The organism is Spinactinospora alkalitolerans (assembly GCF_013408795.1).
In the GTDB taxonomy this organism is placed as follows: domain Bacteria; phylum Actinomycetota; class Actinomycetes; order Streptosporangiales; family Streptosporangiaceae; genus Spinactinospora; species Spinactinospora alkalitolerans.
The window spans coordinates 1,654,427-1,668,565 of the sequence record NZ_JACCCC010000001.1 but is presented as its reverse complement, the minus strand read 5'-3'; the positions used below and the strand labels follow the sequence as shown (position 1 = coordinate 1,668,565).

Sequence of the window (14,139 nt, the reverse complement as noted above, 5' to 3'; positions counted from 1 at the left end):
CCTACATTCCGCGCTCATTTCACAGAAGCCATGAATCGCCACATTCGCGACACGGACGGTGAGGCCTCCCGGAGCGGTCGCCGAGCAGCGTCGCAGGACATCGGCATCGCCGCTGGTCAGTGGATGTTCGCGGAGAAGACCCTCGCTTCCTCACCCGGTCGCCGGTTGAGGTTTACCGCCTGGCCGTAACCGGCCAGGACAACGGAGCGGGACGCACTGACCACGCACCGCGCCGGAGCCGCGCACGAAAAATCCCGCATCCGACCGGATGCGGGATTTCGTTCCTCGGGGGCTCGGGGGTCGCCCCCCGGAAAACACAGCGGCCCGCGCGGAAGGTGACCGAAGGCCACCGACCAGCGCGGGCTGGCTCGTGGAGCTATGGGGATTCGAACCCCAGACCTCTTCCATGCCATGGAAGCGCGCTACCAACTGCGCCATAGCCCCTTGCTGCGAGTACAACTCTACATGACATCGGCGAGTGCTCTGACCAGTGCGCACAAGGACTTTCACGCCTTGACCGACCGCGCCGCCGCAGTCCCGCCTCAGCCCCGACCCGCGATCCGGCGCATTCCCAGCGACCTTGACCTTGTGGGTCCTGAAAACGTTGCGATAACCCCGACAAGGCCGAGATCGGCGAGAGAACCGCCGCAAAAAAGGCCGCCCCTGTGTGCAGGGGCGGCCCTTGAATCCGCTGTGGAGCTATGGGGATTCGAACCCCAGACCTCTTCCATGCCATGGAAGCGCGCTACCAACTGCGCCATAGCCCCCGATCGGGAAGTCCGCCGCAGGGTGTTCCCCGTGCCGACTCCCTGAACGATAGCGGAATCCACGCGGTTCGTCGAAACGAATCCGCCCGACCGGACGGCCCGGTTAGATGTACCGACCGTGGGGTTGGAGGGCTGTGGCCGGAGTTCTTTCGTTCACCACCGCATGACCTGGGGAGGCTGCCGTCAGCGCGCCGGCGCCTGCGGCGCTAAAGGTCCCGCCGCACTTGTCCGTGCCGGTCGCCCGCCATAGACGGCCGGGGCCTTGAGCGGCGGCGATCCCGCCACCTTTCGCGTCGCCGGACGCTTCGCGCCCGACAACAGCCCCACCGAGCCCGCGCGACCACAGCAGGGACCGGAGACGATCCCAGCCCTCTCCCATCAGCGATCTAGCGGTCGTCGCCGAGCACGCGCTCCTCGGGCAGGCTCGCCGCGTTGTGCTCCAGCAGCCGCCAGCCGCCCGAGCGCAGCGGGCCGAGCACCGACCACGAGCAGTTGCCGAGGGGCCCCAGCACCTCGCGGTACTCCGCCGGCAGGCCCAGCATCCGGTTGATGCCGGCGCGCAGCGCTGCGCCGTGGCTGACGACCACCAGGACCCCGTCGGCCGGCACCTTCTCCAGGCCGCGGCCGATCACCTCGGCCACCCGCTTGCCGACGGCGGTCATCTCCTCGCCGTCGGGGATGTCCATGTTCCCGTAGCGCTCGGGCCAGCGCTCCCGGATCTCGGTCCCGGTCAGCCCCTCCCACTGCCCGCCGGAGCGCTCCCGCAGCCCCTTGTCGTGCTCCACCGGCAGCCCCGTGCGGCGGGCCAGGGCCGCAGCGGTGTCGGCCGCCCGGCTCAGGTCGGAGGCGACGATCGCGTCGGGCCCCAGGGCGGTGAGGAGCCGGGCGGCGTGCTCGGCCTGGGCCGCCCCGGTCCGGTCCAACGGGATGTCGGTCTGCCCCTGGAAGCGCTTCTCCAGATTCCACGACGTCTGGCCGTGCCGCCAGCAGACGACGCGACGGGTCTCGGTCACAGGGCCTCACTTCTCACAACTCGCGGCCGCCTCGCTCCCGGCCGCTGGGAATCGTCCGGCGCCCCGGGAGCGGGCGGGGGCGACGGCTCCTAGGAGCCGTCGCCGGAGCCCTCGGCCTCGCGCACCGCGCCCTTGGCGGTGTCGGGGAGGGTGATCTCGGGGCAGTCCTTCCACAGCCGCTCCAGGCCGTAGAAGCCGCGCTCCTCCTCGTGCTGGATGTGCACGACGACCTCGACGTAGTCCAGCAGCACCCAGCGGCCGTCGCGCTCCCCTTCGCGGCGCACCGGCTTGGCTCCGGCCGTGCGGAGGCGGTCCTCGACCTCGTCGACGATGGAGCGCACCTGGCGGTCGTTGGGCGCGGAGCACAGGACGAACGCGTCGGTGATGACGAGCTGGTCGCTGACGTCGTAGGCGACGATCTCCTGGGCGAGTCTGTCGGCCGCGGCCTCGGCGGCGATGTTCACGAGCTCGACGGCCCTGTCCGTGGCGGTCACGATGTGCTAGCTGCCTCCCCTGGGTCTGCCTCGACGGCGGGGCGTCTCGCGCGGACGGCCGTCACGGCGTGCCGTCCATCACCCGATCGTCGAGGTAGAGCCCGGTCTTGTTGATGTAGCGGACGATGCCGTCGGGCACCAGGTACCAGATGGGTTCGCCCTTGCGGACGCGTTCCCGACACTCGGTCGAGGAGATGGCCAACGCGGGGATCTCCACGAGACTGACCTTGCCGTCGGGCAGTCCGGTATCGGTGAGCCGATGCCCGGGACGGTTACAGCCTACGAAATGTGCGAGCTCGAAGAGCTCGTCCACATTGCGCCAGCTCAGGATAGCGCCCAGCGCGTCGGCCCCGGTGATGAAGAACAGCTCCACATCGGGGCCGAGGATGTCGCGCATCTCGCGCAGCGTGTCGATGGTGTAGGTCGGCCCCGCCCGGTCGACCTCGATGCGGCTGACCCGGAACTGCGGGTTCTCCGCGGTGGCGATCACCGTCATCAGGTACCGGTGCTCGGCCGGGGTGACCTTGCCGGTCTCCTTCTGCCACGGCTGCCCGGTGGGCACGAACACCACCTCGTCGAGGTGGAACAGATGTGCGACCTCGCTGCCGGCCACCAGGTGGCCGTGGTGGATGGGATCGAATGTGCCGCCCATGATGCCCACGCGGCGCGGGCGGGACCGGCCTCCCTCGGCCGCCTCGGACGTGCTCGTCGGTTCGTTCGGCACCCTGCTGCTCCGTTTCGGCCCCGCTGTCGGGATTCGTGGTCAACGCCGAGATTAACCCGATGCACATCGGCGCTATTCCACCCCTACCCCCACACGTCGCCGCAAGTACCCGCGTACCCCTCCAGCGGGCGCCCCGCACCCGCGGGCAGAAACGCGTCATATCTCGATACCGGAAATCGTGGCGCGGCCCCTGATGGCGACATAGCATGCCGACATGGCCAACTCTCCCGACCGCACCCGCGTCCGACTCACCGCCATCTCCTCCCGAGCCTACGAGCACCCGGCCGATCGCGGCGCACTGGTCGCGTTGCGGTCGCTGCGGGGGTTCGACGAGGTCTTCAAACGGCTCTCGGGCCTGTTCAACGAGCGCGCACTGCGCCTGATGTTCCTCTCCAGCTCCGTGCGGGTGAGCGAGCAGCAGTTCCCCGAGGTCCACGACTACGTCCGCGACGCCGCCTACGTCCTGGACCTGGACGAGGTCCCCGAGCTCTACATCCAGCAGAATCCGCGGCCCAACGCCATGGCGATCGGCAGCAGCAAGCCGTTCATCGTCATGACGACCGGGCTGTTCGACCTCCTCGACGCCGAGGAGCAGCGCTTCGTCGTCGGCCACGAGGTCGGCCACATCCTGTCCGGGCACGCCGTCTACCGCACCATGCTGCTGGCCCTGATCGGGCTGGCGGCACGGGTCGCCTGGATCCCGCTCGGCTACATCGGCATCCGCGCGATCGTCGCGGCGCTGGAGGAGTGGTACCGCAAGTCGGAGCTGTCGTGCGACCGCGCCGGCCTGCTCGCCGCCCAGGACCCCGATGCCGCCAAGCGCGCGCTGATGAAGCTGGCCGGCGGCTCCCGGCTGGCCGAGATGAACACCGACGCGTTCCTGGAGCAGGCGCGCGAGTACGACCGCGGCGGCGACGCCCGCGACGGCCTGCTGAAGCTGCTCAACCTGGTGGGCCAGACCCACCCCTTCGCCGTGATCCGCCTCGCCGAGCTGGACCGCTGGATCAGCGACGGCTCCTACCGGCGCATCCTGGGCGGCGACTACCCGCGCCGCGACACCGACACCGACGCCTCCATCGGCGAGGAGGCCCGCAACGCGGCGAAGTCCTACCAGGAGTCCTGGGAGCGCACGGCCGACCCGCTGGTGGGCACCCTGCGCGACGTGGCCGGCAGCGCGGCCAGCGCCGGCGGCAAGCTGTTCGACACGGTGGCCGACCGCTGGAAGGGCGCCGGGCGCCGCGACGGCGGCGGCAACGGCACCGCCTGAGACGGCCCGACCGGGAGAGGGACCGCGGCCGCGCTCCCCTGGCCGCTCACTCCACCGCGTAGAGGGCGTCGCTGACCATGCGGGCGGCGCCCACCACTCCGGCGTCGTCGCCCAGTTCACTCAGCACGATCGGCATGTTGCCGGTGGCCAGCGGCAGCGAGCGCCGGTAGACCACGCCGCGGATCTCCGACAGCAGCAGGTGCCCGAGGTTGGCCACCCGCCCGCCGATGACGATCAGCCCGGGGTTGATGAAGGAGACCAGGCCGGCGAGCGTGAGGCCGACCCTGCGGCCGCCCTCGCGCACCATCTGCACCGAGCACGCGTCGCCGCGGGCCGCCGCGGCGCCGACGTCGACCGCGGTGAGCTCCCCCCGCTCCCCCAGCATGTCCAGCAGCACCCGGGAGCGCCCCGCGCGGGCGGCCGCGGTGGCGTCGCGGGCCAGCGCGGCGCCGCCGAACACCGCCTCCAGGCAGCCCTTCTCCCCGCACGCGCAGATCGGCCCGGACTCCTCGACGGTGATGTGGCCGATGTCGCCCGCGCAGCCGTCCACCCCGCGGTACATGTGCCCGCCGACCATGATCCCGCAGCCGATGCCCGTGCCGATCTTGACGAAGAGGAAGTTCTGCGCCGAGCGCGCCACCCCGGAGTGCTGCTCGCCCAGCGTCATCACGTTGACGTCGTTGTCCAGCAGCACCGGGCAGCCCAGCTCGCGCGCCATCGCGTCGCGGACCGGGTAGCCGTCCCAGCCCGGCATGATCGGCGGTGACACCGGGACTCCGCGGTCGAAGTCGACCGGCCCCGGCACCCCGACCCCCGCGCCGACCAGCCGGTGCGGGCTCTCCTGCTCGGCCAGGAGTTCCCTGGTGATGCGCAGGGCGGTGGGCAGCACGCTCTCGGGGCCCTCGCGGACGTCGATCTCCTCGGCGGCCTTGGCCAGGACGCGCAGCCGCCCGTCGGTGATGGCGACGCCCAGCGAGGTGGCGCCGATGTCGACGCCGGCGAACCTCAGGTCGGCGCGGAAGTCGACGATGGTGGAGCGGCGGCCGCCGCGCGAGGTGGCGGGTCCGGCGTCCCCGGCGAGTTCGAGCTCGGTGAGCCGGCCGACCTCGGCCGCGATGGTGGTCCGCGACACCTGGAGGCGGTCGGCGAGCTCGGCGCGGGACAGCGGCCCCTCGTCGCGGAGCAGCCGCAGGATCCTCGCCTGGGTCCGGGTCTCCGCCCTGCTCGCGAGCATTGCTGCCACGTGAGCATCCTGCCACACCGGCATCCCGGCGACGGCGGACCCGCTCCCCCTGTCTCCCCCGGTCAATCAGCACCCCTTGCCGTTGTGTCGCGCCGGGCACCGATCGGGCCCCCGCCGCGGCGGCGGGGGCCCGTCCGGTGCTCGAGAAGTGCCGGGGTCAGAACGCCTGACCGGCCTTCTCCGCCTCGGCTTCGGCCGCCTCGCGGCGGTCGTCGGCCTTGGCCTCCAGTCCCTCGGAGCGCTCCTGCACGGAGAGGGTGCGGGCCTGCGCCGAGCCGATCTCGCCCAGCTCTCCGTTGATCGTCCCACGCACGCGGTTGTCCTGCCCGGCCAACGCGACGGGGTCGTTGTCGCGGGCGGTCAGGTCGCCGCGGATGATGTTGTCGTCGATGTGGACGGTGGCGGTGTTGCCCTTCACGGTCACGTTGTTGTGCCAGTAGCTGGTCGCCGAGCAGCCGGCGACGGGGCCGTCGGAGCCGATCTGCACGGTGTCGGAGTTGCCGGTGTAGGTGGCGTCGCCGTAGACCTCGCCGCCGCAGAAGATGCTGCCGTGGGCGTTGCCGGCGACCCTGAGGTCGCCGTCGACCACGCTGTCGTAGAGGTCGGTGTAGCCGGTGCCGTCACCGGTGAAGTCGCCGCCGATGGTGGAGGACTCCGCGAAGAGGTCGCCGGTTCTGGCGTTGACGTTGCCGTCGACGCTGGAGCCGATGGAGAACACGAAGCCCTGCACGGTCGATCCGTCGACGGCGACCGCGCGCAGGTTGGCGGACAGCTCGCTGTCCTCCAGGTAGGCGCCGAAGGCACTGCGCGCGGTCACGGCCCCGCTGATCTCGGTGTCGGTGGTGTCGAGGTAGCCGTCCTCCCGGACGATGACCTTGCCCTTGAAGGTGCCGCCCTTGACGACGAGGTCGGCGCCGGCCCGCACGGTGACGTCGCCCTCGACGGTGGTTCCGGTCAGCGTGCAGGACTTGCCGGCGGGGACGACGAGGTCGCCGGGGACGGTGACGGCGCCGCCCTGCCCGTTGCAGGAGGTGACCAGGTCGGCGGCTGCCGGAGCGGCGAGGAACGCGCCGCCGCAGAGGGTGAGCAGTGCCGTCGTGGTCGTCGTGGCTGCGATGCTGCGGAGCTTCATGGGTTCCCTTTCTGGAGGAGACCGCGATGGGGGATGGCGGCGCCGGAGCACCTGGGGTGCCGCTCGGGCGGTTGTGCCGCCCGAGCGGCGTCGGACAATGGTACGGGCCGATCAGTCGCCGAGGCTCTCGATCACCCCTTGGGCCTTCCAGAACAGCTCCTCGGCGAGAGCGGAGTCGGGCACGTCGGCGCGAGCCATGTCCTGGAACTCCTCCAGTTGTGCGACCGCGGGTTCGGCCCTGCCGCCGTCGTGGTGCCGCACGGCCACGTCGACCTTGTTGGCCAGCCGCTTCTCGACCCTGCGGTCCAGGTCGGCGTCGGCGACCGCGGTCGCCAGGGCGTCCAGCCCGTCGCCGGCCGCGGCCGGCTCGGCGACCCCGTGGCCGCGGAAGAGCAGCGAGTCCAGGTCGACGCCGCCGGTCGTGGTGACGTAGAGCGTTCCGGTCTCCCCCGAGGTGTCGCCGAGGAAGGTGGAGGCGCTGACGTAGTCGCCGGCCCCGCCGGTCGCATCGACGGGGATCTCGCCGATCACCGGCCCGTCGGGGGCGTTCCAGCGCAGCGACACGGTGCCGCCGGCCTCCGAGGCGGCGCGCAGGGTCACGCCGCTGATCCCGGTGAAGTTGAACCGGTCGAAGGAGATCCAGTCGCCCTCGGCCAGCGAGCCGACCTTGCGCTGACCGCTGGCGCCGCTGTCGTCGACGATCTCGCCTCCGCTGAGCTCACCGGCCCACTCGGCCTCGCGCAGCTTCGGGGTGAGGTAGAGCGACGCCTCGCCCGTCGCGGCGGGGACGCCTTCGGCTCCGCCGTCGGTGTAGGTCAGCAGGAAGACGCCGTAGGTGTTCTCGGTCTCGCCGTGGTCGGAGTCCGAGGGGGTGGGGATGGTCCCCGAGCAGCCCTCGCCCGTGGCGCCGGGGTGGGCGTGGCTGTCGTGCCCGATGCCGAACTGCCAGGCGGCGCGGGCGCAGTCGACGGCGTCGCCGTCCTCGGGGTCGGTGATGGTGGAGTCGAAGGCGACGGGGTCGCCCCAGTCGAAGAAGCCTCCGTCGACGGGCGTGGTCAGGGTGACCTCGGGGGCGGTGTTGCCGACCACGACGGTGTCCGACACCAGGCTGAACTTCCCGGAGGTGTCGGTGACGCGCAGCCGGGGGAAGTACTCGCCCTTCTCCTCGTAGGTGTGGGTGGCGGTGGGGCCGGTCGCGGTGAACTCGCCGTCACCGGTGAAGTCCCACTCGTAGGTGAGCTCATCGCCTTCGGGGTCGGTGGAGGCCGAGGCGTCGAACTCCACGGTCAGCGGCGGCTGCCCGGAGCTCGGCGTGGCCGTGAACTGCCCGGCGGGCGTCTTGTTGCCTTCGGCGTAGTCGATCCGGTAGAGGCCGGCGTCGGGGTTCTCCGTGAAGAAGCCGGTGCCGTACTCCAGGACGTAGAGCGAGCCGTCGGGGCCGAACTCCATGTCCATGATGCCGCGCCAGGGTGGGGCCGCGATCGAGTCGAGGTGGTCGTTGGGCAGGACGTTCTCGATCTGGGAGACGGATCCGTCGGGACCGTCGACGGTCAGGGCCGCCAGGTAGTTCTGCGAGAACTCGCCGAAGAACGCCTTGCCGTCCCAGTGCTCGGGGAACTTGCCGGGAGCGGGGTTGTCGGCGTCGTAGTGGTACACGGGGCCGCCCATGGGGCCCTGGCCGCCGCCGCCGAAGGCGGTGAGCTCGGGCCATGGCTGGTCGTCGTCTGAGTCGCCGTACCACAACTGCGGCTCGGTGGCGGGGACGGGGATGTCGGTGAGGCCGGTGTTCCAGTGCGAGTTGTTGACCGGGGCGTCGCAGTCGAAGAACTCGCCCGGGGTGCCGGTGGCGAAGTCCCACTCGTTGTACTCGGCGTTGGGGCCGTGGCAGTAGGGCCAGCCGGCGTTGAGCGGCTCGGACGTGGACTGCCACTCCACGTAGCCCATGGGCCCGCGGTCGGGATCGGCCGTTCCCGCGTCGGGACCGTAGTCGCCCCACATCAGGGCGTCGGTCTCGGGGTCGACGGTCATCCGGAAGGGGTTGCGCACGCCCATGACGTAGATCTCGGGGCGCGTGCCCTCGGTGCCCGGCTCGAAGAGGTTGCCCTCGGGGACGGTGTAGGAGCCGTCCTCCTGCACGGTGATGCGCAGGATCTTGCCGCGCAGGTCGTTGGTGTTGCCCGCGGAGCGGCGCGCGTCGTAGCCGGGGTTGTAGCCGGGGGCGTCGTTGTTGGGCGCGTAGCCGTTGGCGCCCGGGGCCGAGGCCGGGGTGTTGTCACCGGTGGACAGGTAGAGGTCGCCCTCGGAGTCGAAGGCGATGTCGCCGGCGACGTGGCAGCACTGGCCGCGCTGGGTCTCGACCTCGATGATGGTCTGCTCGCTGGACAGGTCGAGGGCGCCGGCCTGCTCGTCCCAGGTGAACCGGGAGAGCCGGTTGTTGCCCTCCCAGGTGTCCCAGAACGACTCGTCCTCCCCCTCGGGCAGCCGGTTGGGGGCCGACCCGCTCGGCGTGTCCAGCGGCGGGGCGTAGTAGACGTAGACCCAGTTGTTCTCCTCGAAGTCCGGGTCGAGGTGGATCGTCTGGAGACCGTCCTCGGAGTTGGCGTAGACCGGGATCGTGTTGACGACCTTGGTGACACCGGTGCCGGGGTCGGTCAGCCGGACGTCGCCGTCGCGCGCGGTGTGCAGGATCCGCTTGTCGGGCAGGATCGCCATGTCGACCGGCTCGCCGACGCTCTTGGTCAGCGTGATCCGCTCGTAGTTGTTCCAGTCGGTGGCCGGGGCCGCGTTGGCGGTGGCGGGTAGGGCGATCGCGAACGCGCTCAGCAGGATGGCGCCCGCCAAGAGACTGAGCAGGCGTCGGGGGGCGGAGTTCACACGGGGCTCCTTGTGGCGTTGCCTGGGGGGTGACGGGGGGGCGCGCGCCGCGGCCCGGCGCCGCCGGGGCGAAAGGGCGCGGCGCCGCCCGATGTCGCGCGGCCTGGTCCGGCCGGCTCCAGCGGGGCGCGGCGCCGGTCAGCCGCGCAGGCGGTACATGGCGTCGTAGCTGCGCTCGGCGTTGCCGAGTGAGTTCACCGGGTGGGGCGGCGCGGCGGTCGAGCCGGCGTTGTCCTGCTCCCAGATGCCGTGGTGGGCCCCGCGGCTGCGGAGCGAGCTGAAGAAGCGCCGGTAGGGCAGGTCCCCGGCGCCGAACTCGATGATGTCGTAGCCGTTGCCGTTGTCGGGGTTGGTCTTGCCGTCCTTGACGTGGAACAGGGGGTAGCGGCGCGGATGGGCGTTGACGTAGTCGACGGGGTCGAAGCCGGGGTAGCGGTACTGGCCGGCGAAGGCCCAGTAGATGTCCATCTCCAGGAACACCAGGTCGGGGTCGGTGTTGTCCAGGAAGACGTCGTAGAGGCGGACGTCGGGCCGGTCGTCGGCGAAGGCGAACTCGCCCGCGTGGTTGTGCTGGTAGAACTTGATGCCGCGCGCTGCTGCGGCCGCCCCGAAGGTGTTGAACTCCTCCGCGGCGGCCTGGTAGCCGGCGACCGTGTTGACGTGAGTGGGGGCGTTGGCGGTGCCGACGTACTTCAGGCCGAGGATCTCGGCGTTGTCGAGCTCGCGTTCCGTGTCGGAGCGCCACGCGGACAGCCCCACGTGGCTCCCCACGGCCTTGAGCCCGTTGTCGTCGAGCAGTTGCCGGATCTGCGGGACGGTGATCGGGCCGACTTGGCTCTGGGTGTAGCCGGCGAACTCGATCTCCTGGTAGCCGATGCGCGCCAGCTCCTCGAACACCACGCGGAAGCCGAGCTCGGCGACCTTGTCGCGGATGGTGTAGAGCTGGATGCCGATCTTGCCCGGCGGGATCAGCCGACCGTTGGCGGCGTGGGCGGGCGCGGCCAGCGCCCCGGAGACGGTTCCGGCGCTCACCGCCACGGTGGTCGCCGCGAGTGTGCGCAGGAACCCGCGCCGTCCGAGTTCGGTCCTGTCGATTCTGGCCATGCCTTCTCCTTCGCGCACTCCGGGTGCTCCGCAGGGGTGACCCGCGCCGCGCTCGGCCGGGTCACCGGTGTGCCCGTGCGGCCGGCCTGGGCCGGTCGGGGGCAGCTCCCCGGCCACTCCGCGGTCGCCTAGCACAGGCTCGGGGTGGTCGGGCCGTCACAGGTGTGAAGTTACACACGGATCCCCGCAAAAGGAATATCTTTCACCGAAAATAATCGAACTTCGTCCAGTTGCCTGACAAAGCCGATCTTCCTCGACGGCGTCGATCCGGATCGAGTCCCGGCGGGACGCGGACGCGTCACCCGAGCAGTCACCACCTCTCTCACCAGTGGAAATACCACGTCCCTCGCCGTCATCCGCCCGGATGCGGCCGCCTCTGCCGGCCGCCCATCGGCCGCTGTTGCGGCCGCGGCTTTCGTCATCTGGTTGGCGAAGCGCCGTGACAAACCGTTTTCCGAGTCTTGACCGCTCGTAGCCGAGCGGTTTAGCTTTCGAGACATCCGACGTATGTCTGTGACCGGGAACACAGGCCTCTGGTCCGTGTGTCGCGAGGAGGACGCCATGTCAGCCCCCGTGCCCAAGCAGCCCCCCGAACCGGGAGCCGCCCGCCTCGCCGGGGAGGGCGATCCCCGGCCGCGCGGACGGATCGGCGCCTGGTTCATCGGGGCGCGCGGATCGGTCGCCACCACCGCGACCGTCGGGTCCCTCGCCCTCGGGGCCGGACTCGGCGCGCGGACCGGCTGCGTCACCGAACTGCCCGAGATCTCCGGTGCGGGACTGCCCGGAATCGGCGACATCGTCATCGGCGGCCACGACGTGAGCGCGGTCCCGCTGACCAAGCGGGCCGAGGAGCTGGCGGCATCGGGCGTCGTCCCCGCCCACCTGCCCGCCGCGCTGACCGACGCGCTCGCCGCCGTCGACGCGCGGCTGCGCCCGGGGGTCCGCGCCCTCGACGAGGAGCCCCAGCGGGCGACCGCCGCGCGCGTCGAGGCCGACTTGCGGGCCTTCCGCGACGAGCACCGGCTCGACCGCGTCGTCGTCGTCGACCTCACCAGCACCGAACCGCCCGCGCCGCAGACCCCGGCGCTGAGCGATCCGGACGCGCTGGAGCGCGCACTGGACGCCGGTGAGTCGCCGCTGCCGGGCAGTTCGCTCTACGCCTACGCCGCCCTGCGCGCCGGCTGCCCGCTGGTCGCCTTCACGCCCAGCCCCTCGGTCCGCCCGCCCGCGCTCACCGGGCTCGCCGAGCGCATGGGGCTGCCCTGGGCCGGCTCCGACGCCAAGACCGGCGAGACCCTGGTCAAGACCGCGCTGGCTCCGCTGTTCGCCACGCGCGCGCTGCAGGTGCGCTCGTGGGCCTCCTACAACCTCCTCGGCGGAGGCGACGGCGCCACGCTGGCCAGCGCGGACAACGCCGCGAGCAAGATCACCACGAAGGGGCGCGGCCTCGAGTCGATCCTCGGCCATCCGGTCGACGGCCCGCTGCACATCGACTACGCCCCCGACCTCGGCGACTGGAAGACCGCATGGGACCACATCTCCTTCGAGGGGTTCCTCGGGGTCCGGATGTCCCTGCAGTTCACCTGGGCCGGCTGCGACTCGGCGCTGGCGGCCCCGCTCGTGCTGGACCTGGTGCGCCTGATGGCGCGCGCCCACGAGACCGGCGCGACCGGGCCGGTCGGCGCGTTCGGCTTCTTCTTCAAGGACCCGGCCGGCAGCGAGGAGCACCGCCTGGCCGCCCAGTGGGAGGAGCTCACCGCCTGGTGCGCCCGGGCCGCGGCGGGAGGGGGCGCGTGAGGTGGCGCGACGCGGCCGAACTGGTGCGGCTGCCGGCCGCGCTGACCGTACCCGGTGACACCCTCGCCGGCGCGGCCGCCGCGGACTGGCCGGACGGCCGCCGCACGTGGGCGCTCCCGGTGGCGTCGACCCTGCTGTACTGGGCCGGCATGGTCCTCAACGACTACGCCGACCGCGCGGTCGACGCGGTCGAGCGCCCCGAGCGCCCCATCCCCTCGGGCCGGGTCAGCCCGGGCGACGCGCTCGCCCTGGCCTCGGGGCTGACCGCCGCCGGGATCGCGGCGGCGCGCTGGGGCGGCGGGCGCCGGGCCCTGCGGACCGCGCTCCCCCTCACCGCGGTCATCTGGTGCTACGACCTCGCGGGCAAGCGGGGTCCCCTGGGCCCCGTCCTTATGGCGAGCGCGCGCGGCCTGGACGTGCTGCTCGGAGCGGGCGGGCGACCGCGCGCCGCCGCCGTGCCGGCCCTCGCCCTCACCGTGCACACCGCCGGGGTGACCGCGCTCAGCCGCGGCGAGGTCCACGGCGCCTCCCCTGCCACGGCCGGGTTCGCCGTGGCCGCCACCCTGACCGGTGCGGCGCTGGCCGCGGCGCCGCAGCGCCCGAAGCGCCCGGCCGGCGCGGCCGCCGCATTCGCCGCGCTCTTCGCCACGACCGTGGGACGCGCGCAGGCCGCGGCCCTGCGCTGCCCGGACGCCGGTACCGTCCGCGGCGCAACCGGCGCCGGCATCCGCGGGATGATCCCGCTGCAGGCGGCGCTGCTGGCCAGGGCGGGGCATCCGGTGCGGGCCACCGCCCTGGTCTGCGCCGGCCCGGTCGCGCGCGCGGCCTCGAAGGCGGTATCGCCCACGTGAGCCTGCGCCTGGGGTACGGAACCAACGGGTTCGGCGGCCACCGCCTCGACGACGCCCTCGCCGTCATCGCCGGGCTCGGCTACGACGGCGCGGCGCTGACCCTGGACCACCCGCACCTCGACCCCTTCGCCGACGACCTGGCCGCGCGCACCGCCGCGGTGGCCCGCCGCCTCGACGACCTCGGCCTGGCCGTCGTGGTGGAGACCGGCGCCCGCTACGTCATGGACCCGTGGCACAAGCACGAGCCGACGCTGGTCTCGGCGGTCGGCCGGGAGCGCCGGACCGACCTGCTGCGCCGCGCCGTGCGGGTGGCGGCCGATCTCGGCGCCGAGGCCGTCTCGTTCTGGTCCGGCACCCTCCCGGAGGGCACCGACGAGCGGACCGGCTGGCTGCGGCTGGTGGACGGCGTCGCACCGGTGCTGGAGGAGGCCGAGCGGCTCGGGGTCCGACTCGCCTTCGAACCCGAGCCCGGCATGTTCGTCGACACCCTCGACGGCGTCCTGGAGCTGCGGTCCCGGCTCGGCGACCCCGAGCCGCTCGGCGTCACCCTCGACGTGGGGCACTGCGTGTGCAACGAACCGCGCAGCGCCCCCGAGACCGTGCGCGCGGCCGGCCCGCTGCTGGCCAACGTGCAGGTGGACGACATGCGGCCCGGCGTCCACGAGCACCTCGAACTGGGCGAGGGCGAGATCGACCTGCCCGCCGTGCTGGGCGCCCTGGTCGACGCCGGCTACACCGGGCTGGCGTCGATGGAGCTGCCCCGGCACGGCCACGCGGCCCCGGCGGTGGCGGCGCGCTCGATGGCGGCCCTGCGCCGGGCGCTGGCCGACGCCGGTGCGCCGCGCACCGCGACGACCACGTGAAGGGCGGAGA

General features: G+C 72.3%; 11 protein-coding genes and 2 tRNA genes. 4 read left to right on the top strand and 9 right to left on the bottom strand.

Annotated features, from left to right (window positions below):
- Nucleotides 1-371: 371 nt before the first annotated feature.
- From HDA32_RS07440 to nadD, 5 genes are all read right to left on the bottom strand, one after another.
- Nucleotides 372-444 (bottom strand) — tRNA-Ala (locus HDA32_RS07440).
- Between the two features lie 250 nt (nt 445-694).
- Nucleotides 695-767: transfer RNA gene (locus HDA32_RS07435), tRNA-Ala, on the bottom strand.
- Between the two features lie 386 nt (nt 768-1,153).
- Nucleotides 1,154-1,780, bottom strand: a complete 627-nt coding sequence (locus HDA32_RS07430) for a histidine phosphatase family protein (protein WP_179642499.1) — start codon at nt 1,778-1,780, stop codon at nt 1,154-1,156.
- 89 nt (nt 1,781-1,869) lie between these two features.
- Nucleotides 1,870-2,274 carry a ribosome silencing factor gene (gene rsfS / locus HDA32_RS07425; RefSeq protein WP_179642498.1) on the bottom strand — a complete coding sequence of 135 codons (405 nt, stop codon included), beginning with the start codon at nt 2,272-2,274 and terminating at the stop codon, nt 1,870-1,872.
- Nucleotides 2,275-2,335: 61 nt separating this feature from the next.
- Complete coding sequence (gene nadD, locus HDA32_RS07420; protein WP_312863082.1) at nt 2,336-2,998, bottom strand: nicotinate-nucleotide adenylyltransferase; 663 nt, start codon at nt 2,996-2,998, stop codon at nt 2,336-2,338.
- A 214-nt stretch (nt 2,999-3,212) separates the two neighbouring features.
- On the opposite strand from nadD, the gene HDA32_RS07415 reads away from it, so the two are divergent.
- Entirely contained in the window at nt 3,213-4,265 is a 1,053-nt protein-coding gene (locus tag HDA32_RS07415) for a M48 family metallopeptidase (RefSeq protein ID WP_179642497.1), read from the top strand.
- Nucleotides 4,266-4,311: 46 nt separating this feature from the next.
- Here HDA32_RS07415 and HDA32_RS07410 read toward each other — a convergent pair whose 3' ends face one another.
- From HDA32_RS07410 to HDA32_RS07395, 4 genes are all read right to left on the bottom strand, one after another.
- Complete coding sequence (locus HDA32_RS07410; protein ID WP_179646526.1) at nt 4,312-5,499, bottom strand: ROK family transcriptional regulator; 1,188 nt, start codon at nt 5,497-5,499, stop codon at nt 4,312-4,314.
- Nucleotides 5,500-5,665: 166 nt separating this feature from the next.
- Nucleotides 5,666-6,640: a hypothetical protein gene (locus tag HDA32_RS07405; RefSeq protein WP_179642496.1), complete on the bottom strand. Its 975-nt coding sequence runs from the start codon at nt 6,638-6,640 to the stop codon at nt 5,666-5,668.
- Between the two features lie 111 nt (nt 6,641-6,751).
- A complete protein-coding gene (locus tag HDA32_RS07400; protein ID WP_218882365.1) occupies nt 6,752-9,514 on the bottom strand; it encodes a PQQ-dependent sugar dehydrogenase in 2,763 nt (920 codons plus the stop codon).
- 138 nt (nt 9,515-9,652) lie between these two features.
- Nucleotides 9,653-10,618: a sugar phosphate isomerase/epimerase family protein gene (locus HDA32_RS07395; protein ID WP_179642495.1), complete on the bottom strand. Its 966-nt coding sequence runs from the start codon at nt 10,616-10,618 to the stop codon at nt 9,653-9,655.
- Nucleotides 10,619-11,179: 561 nt separating this feature from the next.
- Here HDA32_RS07395 and HDA32_RS07390 point away from each other — a divergent pair.
- From HDA32_RS07390 to HDA32_RS07380, 3 genes are read left to right on the top strand one after another with little or no spacing between them, the layout of a single operon-like run.
- Nucleotides 11,180-12,415 carry an inositol-3-phosphate synthase gene (locus HDA32_RS07390; protein ID WP_179642494.1) on the top strand — a complete coding sequence of 412 codons (1,236 nt, stop codon included), beginning with the start codon at nt 11,180-11,182 and terminating at the stop codon, nt 12,413-12,415.
- Nucleotides 12,412-13,266 (top strand): SCO3242 family prenyltransferase, encoded by an 855-nt coding sequence (locus HDA32_RS07385; RefSeq protein WP_179642493.1) that lies wholly within the window; start codon nt 12,412-12,414, stop codon nt 13,264-13,266. Before HDA32_RS07390 ends, HDA32_RS07385 begins: the two co-directional genes overlap by 4 nt.
- Entirely contained in the window at nt 13,263-14,129 is an 867-nt protein-coding gene (locus tag HDA32_RS07380; protein WP_312863081.1) for a sugar phosphate isomerase/epimerase family protein, read from the top strand. Before HDA32_RS07385 ends, HDA32_RS07380 begins: the two co-directional genes overlap by 4 nt.
- Nucleotides 14,130-14,139: the final 10 nt, after the last annotated feature.